This window comes from Blautia luti, from assembly GCF_033096465.1.
GTDB classification, from domain to species: Bacteria; Bacillota; Clostridia; order Lachnospirales; family Lachnospiraceae; genus Blautia_A; species Blautia_A luti.
In genome coordinates this window covers 292,612-312,356 of the sequence record NZ_AP028156.1, presented here as the reverse complement: position 1 = coordinate 312,356, position 19,745 = coordinate 292,612, and the positions used below count along the sequence as shown (strand labels likewise).

Genomic DNA, 19,745 nt, shown 5'->3' with positions numbered 1-19,745 from the left:
ACCTCTTTTCTATTCAGTATCTTCTGTAATTGTACCAAAAAACGCAAGAATTTACAAAACCTTTATTCTTTAACAGACATGTCTCTATTCCAGAAACACATATCTTGCCTGGGCGAAATCCACCTCATCCTCATTCTGCAGTCTGTACTCTTCATCCGGCAGGAGCAGGCGGCCGTTTACCATAGTTCCATTTCTGGAATTCATATCAGTAAGGTAATACCCCTCTTCTTTTTTCCGGATCTTCGCATGGATCCTGCTCACTGTGGGAAGATCTATGACTGCATCACAGGCATTGGCAAGCTTTCCTACCACTGTCAGGTCTTCCTGAAGATATATAGTTGCCAGTTCTCCCGGTTCCCTGCTTACGAAACTTGCCGGACCTGACGTTACTGCTGCCGAAAGAACCATGGTTTCTCCGAAATTCCCATTACACATACTCTTTTTTTCTTTCTGAACAGATTCCATGCCTCCATATACGCTTCTTTCTTCCTGAAATAGCTCTGCATTTCCATTATTTTCTGTTCTCTCGAATACTTTTGGAGATTCTTTTTTATGCAGAAAATCACTGTTTTTCCCGAAAAGTTCTGAGTCTCCGTATTCTGTTTGTCCTTCTTTCTGCCTCCGGGATTTCTGTGCAGAAGAAGGCGTTTCTTTTGTCCGCCTTTTCATGATCCATGAAATTCCCATCGCCGCCATTAGTATCAGCAGCGCTGCCCCCAGTAAAACTCCTGTTTCCAGATATGGCAGATACCCCATCACCGTAGCTGCTGCAATACCTGCCAGAATAACAAGACTGACTGCTGCCGGCAGTACTTTCCGTAGAGATTGCCCTGCACTGTTCTTTATCTCCGGAGCTCTGTTTTCACGCACAAATTCTATTCTGTCATTCTCCAACCGATCCTTTTCTTCCGGCTCCATTCTCTGTTCATCCCCGAACAGATCCTTTTCTTCTGCTGACGGAATTTCCCGCTCTTCAGGAAGTTTATATAATTCTTCTTTAATATGTTCCAGATGAAAACTGTTCTCCATCGCTCTTCTGTAAACTCCATACCCAAGCATAACTGCAACGCCGTCTTCATGGTCAATTTTCGGCAGAATGTATTCCGTAAGTGCCTGAAACTGCTCTTTGATATCTCTGTCATATCCAGGCATCAGGCAGAAATAAACCTGCCCCTCTTCCATATCTGTAAAGATGTATTCCGGTGCCAGTACCAGCTGTCCCGGATTCATCAGATACTCTGCGGTATCCTCCATCACCTTTACGAATCCGCCGAAAATGCGTCTCAGATCTTCGATCCCCATTTTCTTCTCTTCATATAATCTGTTCAGCGCCTGTCTGGATGTAATATCGAAATACACCATAAATTTCCCGTCCATTCCCTGTATCCGGCATTTCAGAAGAGAGGGAATGATATTTCCTACCAGCATCCGCACCTGATAGGAATCTGTATTGATCTCCTCTTCCCCATAAAGGATCAGGTAATTATGGTTCATGTCTCTTTTATACTCTGTTTTCACCTTATCCCTCCCTTCCTTTCAGGATCGCAGCTGCTGCACGGATCTTTCGTATATACTTCATCGGATCTGTTATTCTGGCCCTTCCTTCTGCACGAACATGCCAGGAGAAACTGCCGTATTGAGAAACCGTATCCAGATCATATGTAACCTGCACTTCCTTCCCCACATGCGTCTGTGCTGTGAGATTTTCTGTCCCGAAAAATCCCGTGCTGCCAAGTTCTTCACTGCGCATCCTGGCCGCATCACAGGCAGATCCATTCTTTTTTATTCCTTCCATGCTTCCACATAATGCAGACTCATAAGCCGCTGAAGTCAGCCATGCCCTGTTATGTACATGAAAGCAGAGATAAAGTGTTCCTGTTAAAGTCAGAAGGATCACCGGCATCACGCACGCGGCTTCCACAGTCAGGCTTCCTTTCTGTAATTTTGCAGTATTTGTTCTTCTGATGCTTTTTATTTCCATAAAAATAAACCTCCTGCATATCCGGCCAGCAGAAATGGCACAAAAGGGATCTCTGTATTTCTTTTCTTTTTAAAAATCCCCATCAGGATTCCAGACCAGGCAGCGCTGATCAGGACTGCTGCCAGAAGCATTTCATACAATTCTTCCGGTTTCAGAAATATTCCCAGTGCAGTTATGATCCATCCATCACCCATTCCCACAGTTCCTCCTGTAAGAACACTTAATCCCAGGAAAAACATTCCCGGGCCGACAGAAAGCAGAATTTCTGCTGAGAGTGCTCCCTGATACAACATCCATCCCAGCCCTGCTGCTGCAAAAAGACCGGTAATGATCAGAGACACCTGTCTCTTTCTAAGATCCGTCCAGGTACTGATTCCAAGAAATACCAGTACAACCCCTTCTTTTATCATAAATCCCCTGTCCTGCCTTTCTTTTATATTTATCATCATCCGCATCTGCTGCACGGACCCATTCCTGAAACCTCAGATTCCTTTACCAGCTTTACAGTTCTCTTCAACCCACTGCAGGACTCCAGATTATGATACCTGTTCCCCTGACCTGTAATGTAGACAACGCCTGCAGGTTCCTGGCCTCTGCTGCAGGTTTCACAGGCAGTATAATGCTCTCCATGTGCATTGTTCATGGACAGTATGGAGCTCCCTGATACCTGCCGCAGTGACACATTCAGGTAACTGCATCCCGGATTCTTATGATATACACTTCCGCTTTCCGAAATATAAACCATATTTTCTATGTTTTCCTGATTTTCTCCTGTGTCTTCATATGTCTTTCCGACCCATGCATGAACTTTTACCTGATTACAGGTGATCATTTTCGGCAGGGGAACCAGCCCGCCGAAAGGTTCATAGGAATAAATATCCGGCAGTACAATATTCTCCAGACTGTTCTGTCCTGCAGGATAAGCATACATTCCCGCCTGTTTCACTTTATCACACAGCCTGCTCAGATGCTCCGTCTGAACCTTGTAGATATCCATAAACGAGATCATGGTCACTGCGCCCATAAGAAACAGCGGCAGTACCAGTGCAGTTTCCACAGCCAGACTCGCCCTTCGCCATACAGAGGTGCAAAAAGATACTTTCACAGAAGGCCTGTATCTTTTTTTCGGGGGAAAAAAGATTGTTTTTGTTGTCAGAGAGCAGTTACTCCTTTCTTTTATTTGATTTTCTTTTTTACTGAGTTCCTTTTCGTTGATTTCTTTTACGCATTTCACCATTTCCTTCTGCAAAAGCATCTTTTCGCACCTCTTTTCATATTTCGCATATTTTCTACACTTTTTTATTCATAGGCATACTGACGGATTACCTGAAAATCTTTTCTGTTCTCCGCATTCACATCTGCAAAGGCTTCCAGCGCCACGATACAGGAATCCAGACAGAAATGAGGTCTGCCCTGGCTGCGTATGGAATTCTCTATCATATCCATGGAACGCAGAACTTTTTTTCCTTTGGGCACTGTCAGGATCAGAACCTGCAGATAGTCCTCATAGGACATTCCACTGTCATCACTTCTCCTGAATGTATCCAGACCCGACATCAGTTCTGATAAATTCACCAGAGAAATCTGCCACTGATCTGAAGTTTTTACCAGCGGAATCCTGCCCCCTGCGAACAGTTCCCTTACATCCAGGACACTCTCTGCGAAAGCCCAGCACAGAATAAGTGCCGTTTCGATCACCACTGCTGCCGGAGGAACCAGAAAGCCTGCTGCTATAGCTGTTGCAAGTGCCTCTGCCTGCGCACGTTTCCCGGTATCTGCCATCAGACAGGCGAAGTTTACTCCTTCCCTGATAAACAGCAGTTTCGCCGCCACACTCTTCAGATTATCCATATCATTGTCTCTTCCTCCGTAAATATATTCCATCTGATATGCCAGGCCACAAGTGGACGGATCTGTATAATTTCCCAGATGATCCAGCAGATACTGCTGAAAAAGAATGCTGGCTGTATAGCTGTTTTCTGCTGTAGTCCCATCCGGCATATCCATTCCCTTCTGCTGCTCTCTGCCCGAAAGCAAAGTGCCTGTATTTATTTCTTTCCCGGAAATCCCTTTTCCAGGGGGAAGCACCAATTCCAAAACGCCCATTTTCATAATTCTCTTTATTACTGTAATAGGATTCTTCACTGCAGATGGAGGCTGAACTACAGAGTTATTTCCCTGTCCTGTTGAGAATTCCCCTTTAGGAATCTCCTGTGCATTCTTACTTTCCTGGGCAGCCTTATCCATGGCAGAATCATAGTTTTCTACTGTATCACCTGATTCTGCTGTATTGGCATTCTTATCTGCTTCCTGTGTCTTTCTTTCTCTTTCTGACATTCTGTTAAGGAGAAGCTGTACTCCCTGACTTCCCAGAGTGTCCCTCATATACTGTACAATCTGCTGGTAAAAAACCTCTCCGTTATGATCAGTCAGAAGGCTGTATCCTGTAAGTCCGCTCTGCTTCAGTTTCAATTTTCTCCCATTCTGGCTGAGTACAGGTTTCATATAAGACTCCAGATTATTACAGATCTCCGCCAGATTCAGCCGTCCTCCGCCCATGGAACCATCCAATGCAAGCAGCTCATAATCCTCCAGCAGCTTTCTGTCATACTGGCCAAACAGCGAATACAGTCCTATATCCATGCTATTGAGGATCTGCATTCTGGAAGATGCCATCCGTACAGACTGGATACTGGTACATATAAGAGACAGTAAAAGGCTTAAGATCAATGCCAGAAAAACAGTGATACTTGCCTTTTTTCCATTGTTTTTCATTCTGAGTACACCTTCTCCCTGCAGTTATTTCATCAAATAGAGTTACTTTGTTTCGCGATTTTGGAAAGAATGCTTCTGACCAGATTCGTCAGCTGTTCCTTGAAAATAATAACAAGTCCAATCAGGACCACCAGAATCAAAATGATCTCTACAACGCCTACCGCGTCCTCTTCTTCTGCGAAATTACACAGAAGTCTTTTCAGTTGTTTCAATTGTTTCATATTTCCCCTCCGTTCTTATATCTCAGGTTCCTCCATAAAAGGAAAGAAATGCCGGGATCATCACAATGGCCATAACTACCACCAGCATCAGCATCATGGGAAACAGAAGTTTCGTAGCCGCGGCTTCGCCCAGAACTCTGGCTTTCCGCTTACGCTCTTCCCATGCTTCCACAGATTCCCGTTCCAGCATATCTGCCATCTGGCTGCTTCCTTTCTGAAGATTCTGGATCAGAAGTGTAGCCAGTGTTTTGTATTTCGCCTGACCACATCGTTCCCCGAATCTTCGGTATGCCTCACTTTCCGAGACTCCGCTCTCCATTTCATAGCAGACTGTACGGATTTCTTCATAGGCAGTTCTTGGTTTCCTGTTTTTCTTTCTCCTGTAATCTGCTGCTATCTTCTGAAATGCTTTCCGCACAGTCATTCCTGCCTGTACCAGAAGAGTAAATTTCATGATCAGGCCAGGATAATCCATCAGAAGTTCTTCATATCGTTTCTGGATCTGAACCTGTTCTTCTCTTCCTTTCATAACAAGAACAACCATAGCCGCAGCCAGAAACAGGCCTGTCAGCAATCTTCCGGAAGTATCTTCCGGAGTTTCCCATGTCAGGGTTTTTCCTTCAATCTCATCAGGAAGATAGTAATAATCCGGATCTGCCTTCTCTTCGTTATATCTGGCAACTTCTTCTGCAAGATCCTTTTTCTCCTGTTCTTCCTGTGTCAGTTCCTGACTCTGTTCCTGTCCTTTTTGTTCTTCAGATTCTTTTTCCGGTACCTGAATGTGCAGGGTGCCTGCTTCTTCTCCATCCACGGATACCATGAATTCCTTCTCATAAGATCCTGTATCCTCCTTTTCCAGTCGATATCCCCGGGAGTACACCTGTCCGCTGCCTCCTGCTGTGAGAAGCATTCCCAGCACATTGCCTGCCAGGGCAACTGTGATAAAAAGCCTTATTCCTTCTCTTCCGCCGATACCTTCCGATGGGATCCAGCCCTTTCTCCATCCCACATACAGAGCCAGGATCATACCAAAAACGGCAATATGTACCCACATTCTTCTTGTTATACCTCTATATCTACGATCTTTCTGCCAAGCCAGTAAGAAGTTCCATAAACAGCCAGGCAGATACTCATTGCGGCAATTCCAAAGGGATTTCCATAAAGAACACTTAAGAATCCCGGCGAAGTCATCTGAAGATAGACAATGATTCCTGCAGGCATGAAACTCATGATCATCTGCTCTGATTTCTTCGCAGCCAGTGTCGCTTCAATCTCCTTCTTTACATCGATCTTGTCTCCCAGCATCCGCGCCACCTTCTGGATCACTCTGTTCATATCTCCACCTGTTCTCTTCGCCGTATAAAAAACAGATGCAAAATTCTCAATATCTTCTACCTGGCTTCGCTCACCCAGATCCATAAACAGTTCTTCCAGGGGTACGCTCACTTGCTGCTGACTCTCAATATACCGGAATTCCTCCACAATATCTGCGCCTCTTCCATAAAGGCGTTCCAGATCCCGTACACAGGACATCACCGCACTCTCCACTGAATATCCGGCCTGCACAGCCACACTGAGAGAAGTGAGTGCATCCTTAAACTGATAATTCAGTCTTTTCCTGCGCTCCCGGATCATTCGGTTTCTCTGCCATTTCAGATAAAAGGCAGAAACCGGAATAATAGACATAAGCAGCCACAGATTTCTGTAAAACAAGTAATCTGCTGCCATACATAAAGCTGCCGCCTGCCCCAGATATTTCACCAGTTCCTTTACTGAAAAATGATACTGTTCATAATCTGTTTTCCTGTATGATCGTTCTTTTACTTTCCCTTTCATAGTTCAATCCCTGCTCTTTCCAGTTTTTCCATATGGAGAAGGGGTGCAGTCTTTACCAGCCCTTTCCCCTCCTGCCATTGATACAGCGGCCTGATCCGGATCTGTCCGTCTTCAAAGCCGCACACTTCGGTTACTTCCAGCACCTTTCTGGATCTGTCCCGCATACGCCCCAGATGTACCAGGATATCCACGCCGGATGCGATCTGCCTGCGAATGGCTTCCAGTGGAAGCTCCACTCCCATAAGGACCATGGTTTCCAGACGTGACAGCATATCCTCTGCTGAATTGGCATGCGCTGTGGACAGTGACCCTTCGTGCCCTGTGTTCAGTGCCTGAAGCATATCCATCGCTTCCCCGCCCCTGACCTCTCCCACAATGATCCTGTCCGGCCGCATACGCAATGCCGACCGGATCAGATCACGAATGGTAACAGCAGGAGCACCTGCCATATTGGCCATCTTTGCTTCCAGACGCACCAGATTCTCAATCCCACGGATGCGAAGCTCTGCATTATCTTCTATGGTGATCAGTCGTTCATCCCTGGGAATGTATTCTGACAGTGCTGCCAGGAAAGTCGTCTTGCCGCTGCCGGTTCCTCCGCCTATGACCATGGAATATCTGGCATTTACCAGTTTCTGGAGAAACTGTGCACATTCCTGAGTAATACTCCCCAGTTCTATAAGTTTCTCCATTGTAATGGGGTGTTCCGGGAAACGCCGGATTGTCAGGATCGGCCCGTTTAACGCTACCGGGTAAACCACTGCGTTCACTCTGGCACCATTATCCAGCCTGGCATCCACAATAGGCATAGATTCATTGACTACACGGTTACACTTCCCGACAATTTGCTGGATCACATCTTCCAGTTTCTCTCTGGATGTGAAACTCTTGTGCCATCTCATCAGTTTACCGTTTCTCTCTATAAAGATAGTCTCCGGTCCGTTCACCATGATCTCTGTTACAGACTCATCCTCCACCAGTTCCTGAAGCACATCCAGTTTACGGACGGAATAAAACAGCTCCTGCCTCAGGATCACCTTATCTTTCAAAGCAATATGAACCTCCTGCCCCTGATCCAGAAGCAGTTCATCAATCTGTTCCAGAATCTCCTTATCCGTCAGCTCTCTGGACAGATCCAGCTGTTCCATAAGCATCTGCCGGAGTATACGAAATGTTTCGTTATTCATTCGTCATTCATCCTTTTTCCTTTCTGATCAGTTCCCGCACATAATCTCCCAGTTCGCTCCACATCAGCTGCTCGATATAGGCAGGTGAAGGCGAACTGACCATATGGAAAGGAGGGCTGATCCGTACAGTCTTCTCCAGGATCTGTGGAAAATCCCATATGCGTACCAGATTCTCAAACTGCGCAATCTTGCACATGGAAACGGCATCAGACAACACCGGCATGTAGATCCGTTTACACAGATCCAGAAGCTGAAAGTTCTCATCAATGCCATTCCCTATATCCAGAACGATCACCTCGTAAGAACTTTCTGTACTGATCATCTGCAGAAGCCGTTCCCAGTCTTTCCACGCTGCACTTCTGATATCTGCCGGTGTCTGTACAGGAGGAACATAATCCAGGTTATTGATGCTCTGGACCATGCTGTTCATCTTATGGATGAGATTCTGATTATCCTGCCGTACATAATAGAGAAGATCACTCAGATTATGGGCAAATCCTCTCCCCATCAGTTCCTCAAACCCGGAATATTCTTCCAGATTCAGATAAAGCACTGCTCTTTCTTTCGCAAGTATCTGCCCTAATGTCAGCGCAAAGGAAGTTTTCAGACAACGCCCCAGCGGAGAAAAAACACCCAGCATCTCCGTGGTCTTTTTCAGCACTGTGTACTGCCCGGGGACTGTCTTTTTCTCGGCCCCGTAGCACTCCATCACTTCACGGATCACATCAGAAGAAGACTGATACTTATACACACTGGGATAGGTATCAAGCTCCGGAGAATGTACTCCCTCCGACAGAATGATGATCTTCCCAATATCTAATTCCCGGACTTCACGGCACATGGCACGTCCGGAGATCAACAGCAACTCTATGCGTGTCTTTTTCCCATAGGCGATCAGGTTCTCTACTGCTGTAAATACCTGTATCTCAAAAGGGATATTCTTTTTCTGATTGAGATAGTCCATGAAATTCAGGGCATAATCTACCTCCAGATCGCAGACTGCGAATATATTTTTCTTCAATTTCCTTTAATAAACACCTCCCGCATATAACACAACACTCAGAAAGATCGGAACGGTGAAATGAAAATTCTCCGAAGCAGATATGTCTTTCCTGCGGTAAGGTATTACTTTCCTTTCCCGGACAGTCTGCCCGATATAGTAAATGAAGTAGAGGATTCTTTCGCAGAAACTGCGGCTGAACATTAAGATCAGAACTGAAATGAATGCTCCCAGAATAAAGGAAACAAGAATACATTTCAGAATGCCGGCGGTGCCCATCACACCTCCCAGTGCACAGAAAAGTTTAATATCTCCTGCACCCAGCATGCCAAATCCAAACAAAATGATCAGGATCAATGGTATGCTGCTTCCTGCAGCGTAAAAAAACATTCCGGCAATGCCTTTTTCCATTGTACAGCAGACAGCTCCCACAGCCATGGAAAACAAGATCCAGCCGTTATCGATCCTGGCAGTCCTCAGATCCATGATCATGGCAGTCCACGCGATCATCACAGGAAAAAGGTGAAAAAATACATACGCATCACCTCCCTATTCTCTCTTATGTGTTTCATAAAAATAAAGTGGAATTTACCGCCGAGCTGGCGGGATTGAATTACCAGAAGATCTCTGGTGAATATTATTATAGGACCGGACAAATGATTTGTCCAGTCCTATTTTTTGTCGAAAGTCTAAAAATTTTATAAACTGTTGCTGCCAGATTATTCAGCCTTCACCCATACCTGCATTTCGCCCAGTCCTCTGTTATTCCACAGATGATATGGAACTGCAGTGAGTTCTGCCTTCTCTCTCTTGGCATTATAATTCATATAAAGCTGATCTGTTTCCGGCACGTGAAGCCTGCTTCCCTGCGCCTTCAGTGCTACAAATCCGCCGAATTCTTCTTTCTTCTCTTCTGTCAGGCCTGCCTGTGTATCCACAGAAAGCTCATCCAGATATTTGCCGTTATCCACTTCTTCCAGACAGTAAACCACAGGTCCTCTCATAATGGCTGTACGTCCCAGATCATAATGGATCTTTCTGTTGGCACACATGAAGCGCGGCTGCATGTCAAATTCTACTTCCAGTTCCGCAGCTTCTGCCCACGGGCGTGTAAGATAGGCATAGCCTTTCTCCACTTTATCCGGTGTAAGCTCCTGTCCGTTCAGGCGCAGTGTGTAGTGCTCTGCCCATCCCGGAATTCTCAGCGCCAATGTGATCTCACGGTCTGTATCTGCCTGAACCTTGAAATGAATTCTGCCATTCTCAGGATAAGAAGTTGTCTGAGTAATGTTCAGGATGCTGTTACCCACCTGTACTTTCGCATCGCCTGCAATATACAGGTGTACATTTACAGTATCTTCTGCTGCTGTATAAATATAATCCCACAGACCACCAATCAGTCTGGCAATGTTCGGAGGGCAGCATGCGCATGCGAACCATTTCTGTCTTTCCGGTTTTACATGATGACGCTGTGTGTTGTCATAGCATACTTCCGGCACAGATTCCAGAGGATTTACATAGAAGAATCTGTTTCCTTCATAATTCATACCGCCAAGTACTGTATTATAAAGTGCCTGTTCGATCACATCACCATAAGTGGAATCTGTCTCTGTCATAAGCATACGCTGGGCAAAGAAGATCAGACCGATGGATGCACAGGTTTCTGAATAATTGGTATCATTCGGCAGGTCGTAATCTTTCGTAAATGCCTCACCGGAATTGGTGGAACCGATACCGCCTGTGATATACATCTGGCAGTTTACAATATCGTCCCAGATCGTGCGGCACGCTTTAAACAGTTCTTTATCTCCTGTTTTCGCAGCCATATCAGCCATTGCAGTGTACATGTAGACACCTCGTACTGCATGTCCTACTGCCTTTTTCTGCTCTCTTACAGGGCTCTGGAACTGATTGTAATAATTATATGGATACTGATTATAATATCTGTTGGGTTCCGGTGTTCTGGCTTTCTCCCAGAAGCTGACATGGTCTCTCTTTTCAAATTCTTCCTCGAAGAAATGGTTGGTTCCTCTGGTATTGATGAAGTATCCGGCAAGTTTCAGATACTTCTCATTTCCAGAGAGATCATAAAGTTTGATCAGTGCGATCTCAATCTCCTGGTGTCCCGGATAACCGTGAAGTTTCCCTTCTTCCGGTCCGAAAACAGTGTCCAAATAGTCAGCCAGCTTATATGCTACCTGAATGATCTTCTCTTTTCCGGTTGCCCTGTAATAAGCTACTGCACTTTCAATGAAATGGCCTGCACAGTATAATTCATGGCATTCCAGTACATTTGTCCATTTTTTGTCCGGTTCCTCGATAGAGAAATAAGTATCCAGATAACCGTCCTCTTCCTGTGCTTTCGCGATCAGGTCAATGACAGAATCTGCCTGTTTTTCCAGTTCTTCATCTCTTTCAAGCATCAGAATATTTCCAACGGCTTCCAACCATTTATACACATCACTGTCCTGAAAAACCTGTCCGTAGAAATGTCCTTCCATCTCCCCTGCTGCAATACGCAGGTTATCAATGGCATGGCTTGGTTCTGCGTCCTCTCTTCTGTCATTGAGAATATCCCACTGATATGGGACTACGCTGTTTTTCACCAGATCAATATATCTGTTCCAGAAGGAGTTGCGAATCACGCACTCCCCCTTCTGAAGAATTCTGTTATTTTCCATAATTTAGATTGTAGCCTCCAGCTTGCATCCTTCCGGTGCCAGGATGATACCTTCTTCTGTATCTTTCACTACGCTGCCACCTGCAACTGCAGAAACCTCGTGAATGTTTCTGAGAAGATAAGTCATTCCCGGATTCTCTTTAGTTGTTTCCAGTGTGAGTTTGTTTCCTTCTTTGACTGCATTTACCATAAATGCTGTCTCACCTTTACGTGTCACAACTTCGCAGGAACCTGCTTCATTCAGCTCGTAAACCTGGATCTGTACATCTTTCTCCAATTCGTAATCAACAGTCGTATCTACTGCGCCGATGGAAAGCAGAGTATTTTCTCTTACGAATACAGGCAGTGAGAAGAAGTCATAGGTTTCTTCATACCATCTGCCGCCTTCTTTTACTTCTCCGCTTAACAGATGAGTCCATTTTCCCTTCGGCAGATAATATTCTACATGGTTCTCTTTGTTGAAGATCGGAGCTACCAGAATGCTGTCACCTAACATGTACTGCATATCCAGATATTTTACTGCAGGATCATCGTTAAATTCCATGATCATTGCTCTCATGGACGGAATACCGGTTCTGTGTGATTTCACAGCCATGGAGTACAGATATGGAAGTAATCTTAATTTCAGCTTGGTAAACTTGCGGCAAACATCTACTGCTTCTTCATCAAACAGCCACGGTACACGATAGCTCTTGGAACCGTGGAGACGGCTATGTGTGGAAAGAAGGCCGAACTGCAGCCAGCGTTTGTATACATCCGGTGCTGCTGTCATTTCAAATCCACCCATATCATGGCTCCAGAAAGAGAATCCTGATAATGTGAAGGACAGACCGCCTCTTAAGCTCTCTGCCATGGAAGCATAGGTTGCAGAGCAGTCACCGCCCCAGTGAACCGGGAACTGCTGTCCACCTGCTGTAGCACTTCTTGCGAAAAGGATGGCTTCTCCTTCTCCTTTTACTTCTTTCAGGAGGCTGAATACAGTTTTGTTATAAAGGTATGTATAGTAGTTATGCATGGATACAGGATCAGATCCATCATAATATTTCACATCTACAGGAATTCTTTCACCGAAGTCTGTCTTGAAGCAGTCAACGCCCATATCAAGCAGAGTTTTCAGTTTGTTCTGGTACCATTTTACTGCGTCCGGATTGGTAAAATCTACCAGTCCCATTCCAGGCTGCCAGTTATCGATCTGTTTTACACCCATTCCGTCTGCACGCTGTAACAGATATCCTTTTTCCATTCCTTCTTTGAAGAATGCGGTTCCCTGTGCAATATATGGATTGATCCATACGCAAACCTTCAGACCTTTTTCTTTATAACGTTTCAGCATCGCAGGTACATCCGGGAAAATTCTGGAATCCCATTCGAAATCACACCAGTGGAACTCTTTCATCCAGAAGCAGTCGAAATGGAATACACTTAACGGAATATCTCTGTCTGCCATTCCCTGGATAAAGGAATTGGTTGTCTCTTCATCATAGTTGGTTGTAAAGGATGTGGAAAGCCATAATCCAAATGACCATGCCGGAGGCAATGCCGGTTTTCCTGTCAGATCTGTATAAGTTTCAATCACACCTTTAATGTCATCGCCGTAGATTACATGATAACGGATTTCTTCACCTTTTACGGAAAATCCTACATTCTCAACCTTCTCACTGGCAACTTCGAAAGAAACATTGTCGCTATGGTCTACGAATACACCATAGTGTTTGCTTGTTACATAAAATGGGATATTCTTATAGGAAATCTGAGAAGCTGTACCACCATCTTCATTCCATACATCTACTACCTGTCCGTTCTTTACAAATGCTGTAAATCTTTCTCCGAGACCATATACGCATTCTCCCGGATCAAGGGAAAGTTCTGTTACCATATATGGCTGATACTGTGCTGCCATATAGTTTGGTTCCGGGAACTTGGTCAGTGTAGCTCTGTCATACTGCATATATCCCAGATTTCGGAATCCAATGTTTGTAAGAACTTTTCCATCTGCCTCATAGGAGATCTTAAAGTCTTTTAAGTCTACTCTCACTGTCATTCTTCCGGCTTTCATTACCGCTTCTGTATCTGTGATCTCCACCTCTGTTTCCTGCGGATCCTCATTCAGTTCATATCTTGGTTCGCCTTTTACATAACCTTCATAATGATAGCTTCTTACACTGATGATATCTTTACGTACAGAAGTAAATTCTGTAGTGATAGTTCCTACATCCAGGGCGCCGCCTCTGTCTGTGATCTGTCTGAACGGAGAAACGATTCTCATTCCTCCCGGAATTGCTTCTGCTGTAAATGCCTGAGATGCATAGGATGCATTTGCTCTTTCATTTTTCTCCCAATATCCCTCTGTAAATTTCATTTGGTCTGTGATCTCCTTTTCTATAAAATAATCCTTTTTTATACTCTGTTATACAAAACAAGGGGAAGAAGCCATGCTTCTTCCCCCAGTTATCATTTCTACCTGTTAGTCCTTAGTTTGAAGCCCCGTCAATTTCCTGATATTTCTGTTCAATTGTGCTGATTGTATCTTCTTTGGAAGCGCTGCCTTCTACATATGCCTGCATAGCTTCACCAAATGCCTGATGTAAGCTGTCTGTAGAGTAAATAACTGCAAGAGGAGCTGCACCTTTTTCTTCAACAGAAGCAGAGCCCTGTTTGATTACTTCATACTCCGTATCAAAGTCGCCCTTGATCGGAGGAACTACACCTGCAACATCTGTGAACCATGACTGACCATAGTCAGATGTATACCACCAGTTCAGGAAGTTAAGAACAATATCTTTGTTCTCAGAATCTTTGTTTACACGAAGTGCCTGGTCAGATCCTGTGATAACCTGGCAGTGAGAAGCATCTTCATCTACCGGATATCCAGAGAATGTAATCTTAAGATCTGGATTAATCTTCATCAGATCGCCCTCAACCCATGCACCCTGTCCAACCATGATAGCTGCTTTTCCGGATGCAAATGCTGCTTCTTCACCACTTAAGTCTGTTTCCAGCGGTTTCTGATCTCCGTTATCTTTTACAAGATCAACGAAATCGAAGAAGTTATCTGTAAGAACCGGATAGTTGTTCAGAGAATCAGATCCGTCTTCGAAGCCTGCGATCAGTTTCTGCACATCATCAGATGCTGCATCTGCAAAGTGCTGGAATACATGTTTAAATACCCACCATTCAGCATATCCACTTGTAAATGGTGTAATATCTGCTGCTTTTAATTTCTCTACACAATCTTTTAACTCTGTCATAGTTTCCGGAACTTTTTCAACGCCTGCCTTATCCAGAAGATCCTGGTTGTAGATCAGTCCGAAGTAGTTTCCTTTGATCGCTACACCATAGCAGCCTTCACCGTTGGCATCTTTCATAGCTGCTGCTACATTATCGTCCATAGCATCAACTAATGGCTGTCCTGTAAGGTCAAGAGAATATTCTTTATATGTTTCGATTTCTTTTCCTGATGTGGAGGAGAAGATATCCGGGCACTCACCTGAGTTAAGTTTTGCTTTTAAAAGTGTAGGATAGTCGTTCTGTGTTGTCTCGTAGTTGATAGTAACACCTGGCTCTACATTTTTGTACTCATCAATAAGAGTTGTGATGGCATCTGCATACTCCGGCTGGGAGATAAACATATAGATTTCGCCTTCGTCATCACCTTCTGCATGAACTGCTACGCTTGAGAACATAGTAGTTGCCATTGCTGCACAAAGCATTACACTGATCAGTTTTTTCTTCATCTTAAAATCCTCCTTTTGGTTTCATTGTTTTTATTTCTGTCCGGCATGAAACTAACCGGTCATTTACATTATTACAGATTTCAGATCATCAACCTTTTACCGCACCTGCAACAACACCTTCTACGATGTATTTCTGCAGGAAGATAAAGATAATAATGGATGGAAGTACCGCCAGCACCATGGCTGCCATTGCGTAATGCCACTGAGTATTGAACTGGCCTACGAATGTATAAGCGGAAAGTACCAGTGTCTTGGTCTCGTTTGAACTGTTGACCATAAGCAGTGGAAGAAGGAAGTCATTCCAGATCCACATTACATCGATTACGATGACTGTAAATGTTACAGATTTCAGAAGCGGGAAAATGATGGAACGATAGGTACGGAAGGTTCCTGCACCATCGATAAATGCACTTTCATCCAGCTCCTTGGGAATTGTTGACATGAAGTTTCCATAAATAAATGCTGCCATCGGAATACCGAAGCCCCAGTACTGGATTCCAAGTCCTACCTTGCTTCCGGAAAGATTAACTATGTTCATAACTTTCAGAAGTGTGATCATGATAGTCTGGAACGGAATCAGCATAGGTGTTGTGATCATGAACTGAGCGAATTTGGTATATTTGTTTTTCTTTCTGCTGATGATATAAGCAGACATAGAAGAGAATACGATGATTCCCACAATACCGATCACGGTAATGATCACGTTGTTAAGGAACAGCTTGCCATACTGCATTTTGTCCATTACATAGGTGTAATTGCTCCATTCGATCTTACTTGGAAGTGCGATTACATCCATGATAACTTCGCCGAACGGCTTCACGGAGTTGATCACCATCAGAAATACAGGGTAAATATAGATCAACGCCAGGATAAGCATTACAATTGTAAGAACTATCTTTTTCGTTTTCTTTCTCTGGGCCATTGTCATTATAAATCTACCTCCCTGCTATGCATAGCTTTTAATACCAGCTGTGTGATAACCAGGATGATCACAAAGAATACCAGCGCCTTGGCAGATCCAAGACCATAATTATTATTCTGGAAAGCTTCTCTGTAAATATCAAGTGTTACACTGTATGTAGATCCTCCCGGGCCACCTTTGGTAAGTGCCAGGATGATATCAAATACCTTAACGGCATTTGTCAGGGACATGAATACACATGTTGTGATGGATGGTCCCAGAAGTGGAAGTGTAACTTTGAAAAATTTCTTCCAGGAAGTAGCACCATCTACTTCTGCTGCCTCAAGTACATCTGTAGGAACTGCCTGAAGTCCTGCAATATACAGAACGATATAGAAGCCAAGTGCCTGCCAGATACCTACAAAGGCCACCGCATAGAATGCGAGATGACTGTCACCCAGCCAGCTGAGATTTAAGAATCCCAGATGAGTTTTTTCAAAGAGTGCTGCAAATCCCTGTGAAAAAATGAATTTCCAGATGAAACCTACGATAGTCATACTCATAATATACGGAATGAAGAACATACTCCTCATTACGTTCGCAGCCGGGATCTTCTGTACAAGAGCTACTGCAATCGCCAGTGCCAGGATGTTTACCAGGATCATGAAGATGATCGTGTACTTGCCGGTAAAGATCAGGCTCTGCATGAAATCTGAAGAACCACTGAACAATTTCTTAAAGTTCTCCAGCCCGATAAATTTCGGTGCTTTGGAAATTCCGTTCCACTCTGTCAGTGAGTAGTAAAGACTCATTACAAAGGGAATGTAAAACACCAGCATTACAAGAAATAATGACGGAACTGTAAAAGCCGCACATTCCAGATATTCTTTTTTCTTTCTCTTCATATCTGTCTGTCCTCCTCTATTCAGTTATTGCAACGTTTGTTACTGTCTTTGCCATAACAGCAACGTTTGTTTGTCTTATGCATTAAAATATACCCAATTTTATGTGAATTGTCAACATATAATTTGTTTTAATCTTGTAAATTTTTATCGGTTTTCTACATAACCTTTTTCTGACTGTTTCGAGTATTTTTTGTAAATCTTGCCTAATTTCCCCTGGAAATACCCTTTATTTTTCCAGTTTAAATTGTAGAGTTTGTACAATATTCATTTTCGTCACTTTGCCAATCGGTCAAAATCATAGGCATTTTTACATATATTTCATTATTTCACAGCTGTCCATACACAGCATCAGATTTACATGCACAAGTATATGGACAGCCACTTATCTCTTAATCTTCTGTACATTCAATTTCAAATGTTCTCGCACATGGAGCTGTTTCCAGCTTCACACTGAGAGTTCCTGCTTCTTCATTCCACAGATAAGAAACCGGGCGATTCTGGGGATATGCGCAGCGTACTTTTACATTTCTGCCTTTCAGCTGTGGAAGCGGAATGGTCTGAGTATCAGATCCTCCTCTTCTCCATACAGACAGGTACTGTTTCTTACCTGCGTTCAGCGCCAGAGCAGACCAGTTATCATCATAATGGGAAGTTCCCAGCGGCCAGTATGGATATGCTGTTTTTATATCATCACGGATCGTCTTATAAAAATCCAGAGCTTCTTTCACAAGTTCTTTCTGTACATCTGTGATTTCTGCCAGATGACCGCTCTGATGAACTCTGAGAAGAAGGGCATTTACCATATTGAAGATCGTTTCTTCTTCATCTGCCCCTGACTTCGGATAAGACCATACAGCAGCCTGTTCCATGGCAACACCCAGCGGTGCATTGGCTGCGATAGTCGCATAATATCTGTAATCTTCCTGGTCGCTGGTAGACTGGATACTGTATCTGGAAAGCATGGCATAATCCATACGCAGACCGCCGCTGGAGCAGTTCTCAATGATCAGATCCGGATACTTCTTAAAGATGCCGTCCAGCCATGCCAGATATGCTCTCTCATGTTCAAGCAGACCCTCTCCGGCACTCTCTGCATCTACTTCTGTTCCTACTCCCGGCTCGATATTGTAATCCATCTTAATATATCCCACGCCATATTCATTCACCAGTCTGTCGATCACACTGTTGGCATGGGCGATAACCTCCGGCTGACGGAAATCCAGCTGGTATCTGCTTCTGTCGTAAACCCTCTTTCCGAATCTGTGGAAGAAGGCATTTTCCGGCATCTTCTCCACCATCGGGCATTTGATTCCCATAACTTCAAGTTCCAGCCATAATCCAGGGATCATTCCTTTGGAACGGATATAGTCGATCACTTCTTTGATCCCGCCCGGGAAACGTTTGTCAGACGGAAGCCATTCCCCGACTTCATCCCACCAGAAACCATCTGCATACCAGCCTGCATCAATACAGAAGTATTCACATCCTGCTTTCGCTGCTGCATCAATCAGCGGGAATTCCTTTTCTGTGGTAGGATCTGCCCACAGGCAGTTCATATAATCGTTGAAAATAACAGCCAGTTTCTCATTATCTTTATTCTTTCTTCTGATGGCTCTTCTGTAGCTGGTGAGTTCTTTCGCCATAGCTCCCAGATCACCAGTCACTGCACCTACACCTGCTGGTACTGTGGTAAAGCTTTCTCCTGGTTTTAATTCTTTGTGCCAGTGGGAATGGATATCTGTAGGTCCGCTGATCTGCAGATACAAATGATTGGTCAGGTCACTGATCTCACTGTGCCAGGAACCGTTGTGTTCGATCTGCCAGAAAAGCATGCTGCCAGTTTCTGTGTTGGAGATGTATCCCATAGGAAGATAATGCTTGGTGGACCAGTTTCCTGTGTTGGTCAGTTCAAATGCCTTGGAAGAACGGATGGGAATATTGACCTGTGAATTCTGAAGGCCAACCTCCGGAAGTGTATATTCCTGCAGAAGAAGCTCTCTCTGCCAGGAATTATGTACCACGCCGATCCTGATCTTCTCATCACGGGAAAGAAGTCCTTCTTTCTCCACACCGTTTAAGTTAAATGTAGATACATACTGGATTGTCTGGGTTTCTTTTCCCATATTGGAAACTTCGCACCAGCATCTTACTACTGCAATACCGTCGAAAAACTGAAAATGGTTGACTGCCTGCAGCCCGGATTCCTGATCCTGTGTGGTGATCTCAAGCTTACGTCCTGTTTCATTCCGGTAATCTTTATGGTCTGCATACTGCATTCTGTAGCCCGGCGCAGTTACGATATATTTGGTTCCGTGACGTTCGTCCGGTCTGTCATAACCTGCAGCCTCCAACTCCAGAAGTTTGAATCCCTGCTCCTCGTATTCGTCTACAATGGTTCTCTCATCAAATGGCAGTGCAGAGAAATGCAGTAGCCTTACGCAGCCTGTATCTGCGACCTTCCATACCATATTGATCCCGTTTTCCTGAATCTTGAATACCTTCATTTTTTTGGTCTCCTCTTTTAT

At 44.3% G+C, this 19,745-nt stretch carries 17 protein-coding genes; all 17 read right to left on the bottom strand.

Features of this window, described 5'->3' with window-relative positions:
• Positions 1 to 84: 84 nt before the first annotated feature.
• Positions 85 to 1,518, bottom strand: a complete 1,434-nt coding sequence (locus R8695_RS01420) for a DUF6382 domain-containing protein (protein ID WP_118509746.1) — start codon at positions 1,516 to 1,518, stop codon at positions 85 to 87.
• Between the two features lies 1 nt (position 1,519).
• A complete protein-coding gene (locus R8695_RS01415; protein WP_118509744.1) occupies positions 1,520 to 1,981 on the bottom strand; it encodes a TadE/TadG family type IV pilus assembly protein in 462 nt (153 codons plus the stop codon).
• Positions 1,972 to 2,391 (bottom strand): prepilin peptidase, encoded by a 420-nt coding sequence (locus R8695_RS01410; protein ID WP_154780567.1) that lies wholly within the window; start codon positions 2,389 to 2,391, stop codon positions 1,972 to 1,974. Before R8695_RS01410 ends, R8695_RS01415 begins: the two co-directional genes overlap by 10 nt.
• 35 nt (positions 2,392 to 2,426) lie before the next feature.
• Entirely contained in the window at positions 2,427 to 3,086 is a 660-nt protein-coding gene (locus R8695_RS01405; protein ID WP_308418848.1) for a TadE/TadG family type IV pilus assembly protein, read from the bottom strand.
• 194 nt (positions 3,087 to 3,280) lie between these two features.
• A complete protein-coding gene (locus R8695_RS01400) occupies positions 3,281 to 4,756 on the bottom strand; it encodes a DUF5702 domain-containing protein (RefSeq protein ID WP_154780568.1) in 1,476 nt (491 codons plus the stop codon).
• Positions 4,757 to 4,788: 32 nt separating this feature from the next.
• A complete protein-coding gene (locus R8695_RS01395; protein WP_118509738.1) occupies positions 4,789 to 4,977 on the bottom strand; it encodes a Flp1 family type IVb pilin in 189 nt (62 codons plus the stop codon).
• 22 nt (positions 4,978 to 4,999) lie between these two features.
• Positions 5,000 to 6,031 carry a type II secretion system F family protein gene (locus R8695_RS01390; protein ID WP_154780569.1) on the bottom strand — a complete coding sequence of 344 codons (1,032 nt, stop codon included), beginning with the start codon at positions 6,029 to 6,031 and terminating at the stop codon, positions 5,000 to 5,002.
• Between the two features lie 8 nt (positions 6,032 to 6,039).
• A complete protein-coding gene (locus R8695_RS01385) occupies positions 6,040 to 6,813 on the bottom strand; it encodes a type II secretion system F family protein (RefSeq protein WP_154780570.1) in 774 nt (257 codons plus the stop codon).
• The gene (locus tag R8695_RS01380; RefSeq protein WP_154780571.1) at positions 6,810 to 8,000 is read right to left on the bottom strand and encodes a CpaF family protein; all 1,191 of its coding nucleotides are present in this window, start codon (positions 7,998 to 8,000) and stop codon (positions 6,810 to 6,812) included. The genes R8695_RS01385 and R8695_RS01380 overlap by 4 nt, the downstream gene beginning before the upstream one ends.
• A 7-nt stretch (positions 8,001 to 8,007) precedes the next feature.
• Positions 8,008 to 9,021: a P-loop NTPase family protein gene (locus R8695_RS01375; RefSeq protein WP_118509730.1), complete on the bottom strand. Its 1,014-nt coding sequence runs from the start codon at positions 9,019 to 9,021 to the stop codon at positions 8,008 to 8,010.
• 6 nt (positions 9,022 to 9,027) lie between these two features.
• A complete protein-coding gene (locus R8695_RS01370) occupies positions 9,028 to 9,510 on the bottom strand; it encodes a prepilin peptidase (protein WP_118509728.1) in 483 nt (160 codons plus the stop codon).
• 209 nt (positions 9,511 to 9,719) lie between these two features.
• Complete coding sequence (locus R8695_RS01365; RefSeq protein ID WP_154780572.1) at positions 9,720 to 11,681, bottom strand: glycoside hydrolase family 127 protein; 1,962 nt, start codon at positions 11,679 to 11,681, stop codon at positions 9,720 to 9,722.
• Positions 11,682 to 11,684: 3 nt separating this feature from the next.
• Positions 11,685 to 14,039, bottom strand: a complete 2,355-nt coding sequence (yicI, locus tag R8695_RS01360; protein WP_154780573.1) for an alpha-xylosidase — start codon at positions 14,037 to 14,039, stop codon at positions 11,685 to 11,687.
• A 112-nt stretch (positions 14,040 to 14,151) separates the two neighbouring features.
• Positions 14,152 to 15,414 carry an ABC transporter substrate-binding protein gene (locus R8695_RS01355; protein WP_154780574.1) on the bottom strand — a complete coding sequence of 421 codons (1,263 nt, stop codon included), beginning with the start codon at positions 15,412 to 15,414 and terminating at the stop codon, positions 14,152 to 14,154.
• Between the two features lie 88 nt (positions 15,415 to 15,502).
• On the bottom strand, positions 15,503 to 16,342 hold the full coding sequence (locus R8695_RS01350) for a carbohydrate ABC transporter permease (RefSeq protein ID WP_118509720.1): 840 nt from the start codon (positions 16,340 to 16,342) through the stop codon (positions 15,503 to 15,505).
• A complete protein-coding gene (locus R8695_RS01345) occupies positions 16,342 to 17,220 on the bottom strand; it encodes a carbohydrate ABC transporter permease (protein ID WP_118509718.1) in 879 nt (292 codons plus the stop codon). The genes R8695_RS01350 and R8695_RS01345 overlap by 1 nt, the downstream gene beginning before the upstream one ends.
• A 389-nt stretch (positions 17,221 to 17,609) precedes the next feature.
• A complete protein-coding gene (locus R8695_RS01340; RefSeq protein WP_154780575.1) occupies positions 17,610 to 19,724 on the bottom strand; it encodes a glycoside hydrolase family 36 protein in 2,115 nt (704 codons plus the stop codon).
• Positions 19,725 to 19,745 lie beyond the last annotated feature (21 nt).

Coding starts and splice junctions, on each gene's coding strand:
- R8695_RS01340 (WP_154780575.1), bottom strand. CDS start 19,724: ATGAAGGTATTCAAGATTCAGGAAAACGGGATCAATATGGTATGGAAG.
- R8695_RS01395 (WP_118509738.1), bottom strand. CDS start 4,977: ATGAAACAATTGAAACAACTGAAAAGACTTCTGTGTAATTTCGCAGAA.
- R8695_RS01355 (WP_154780574.1), bottom strand. CDS start 15,414: ATGAAGAAAAAACTGATCAGTGTAATGCTTTGTGCAGCAATGGCAACT.
- R8695_RS01365 (WP_154780572.1), bottom strand. CDS start 11,681: ATGGAAAATAACAGAATTCTTCAGAAGGGGGAGTGCGTGATTCGCAAC.
- R8695_RS01345 (WP_118509718.1), bottom strand. CDS start 17,220: ATGAAGAGAAAGAAAAAAGAATATCTGGAATGTGCGGCTTTTACAGTT.
- R8695_RS01370 (WP_118509728.1), bottom strand. CDS start 9,510: ATGATCGCGTGGACTGCCATGATCATGGATCTGAGGACTGCCAGGATC.
- R8695_RS01400 (WP_154780568.1), bottom strand. CDS start 4,756: ATGAAAAACAATGGAAAAAAGGCAAGTATCACTGTTTTTCTGGCATTG.
- R8695_RS01390 (WP_154780569.1), bottom strand. CDS start 6,031: ATGTGGGTACATATTGCCGTTTTTGGTATGATCCTGGCTCTGTATGTG.
- yicI (WP_154780573.1), bottom strand. CDS start 14,039: ATGAAATTTACAGAGGGATATTGGGAGAAAAATGAAAGAGCAAATGCA.
- R8695_RS01415 (WP_118509744.1), bottom strand. CDS start 1,981: ATGGAAATAAAAAGCATCAGAAGAACAAATACTGCAAAATTACAGAAA.
- R8695_RS01385 (WP_154780570.1), bottom strand. CDS start 6,813: ATGAAAGGGAAAGTAAAAGAACGATCATACAGGAAAACAGATTATGAA.
- R8695_RS01380 (WP_154780571.1), bottom strand. CDS start 8,000: ATGAATAACGAAACATTTCGTATACTCCGGCAGATGCTTATGGAACAG.
- R8695_RS01410 (WP_154780567.1), bottom strand. CDS start 2,391: ATGATAAAAGAAGGGGTTGTACTGGTATTTCTTGGAATCAGTACCTGG.
- R8695_RS01350 (WP_118509720.1), bottom strand. CDS start 16,342: ATGACAATGGCCCAGAGAAAGAAAACGAAAAAGATAGTTCTTACAATT.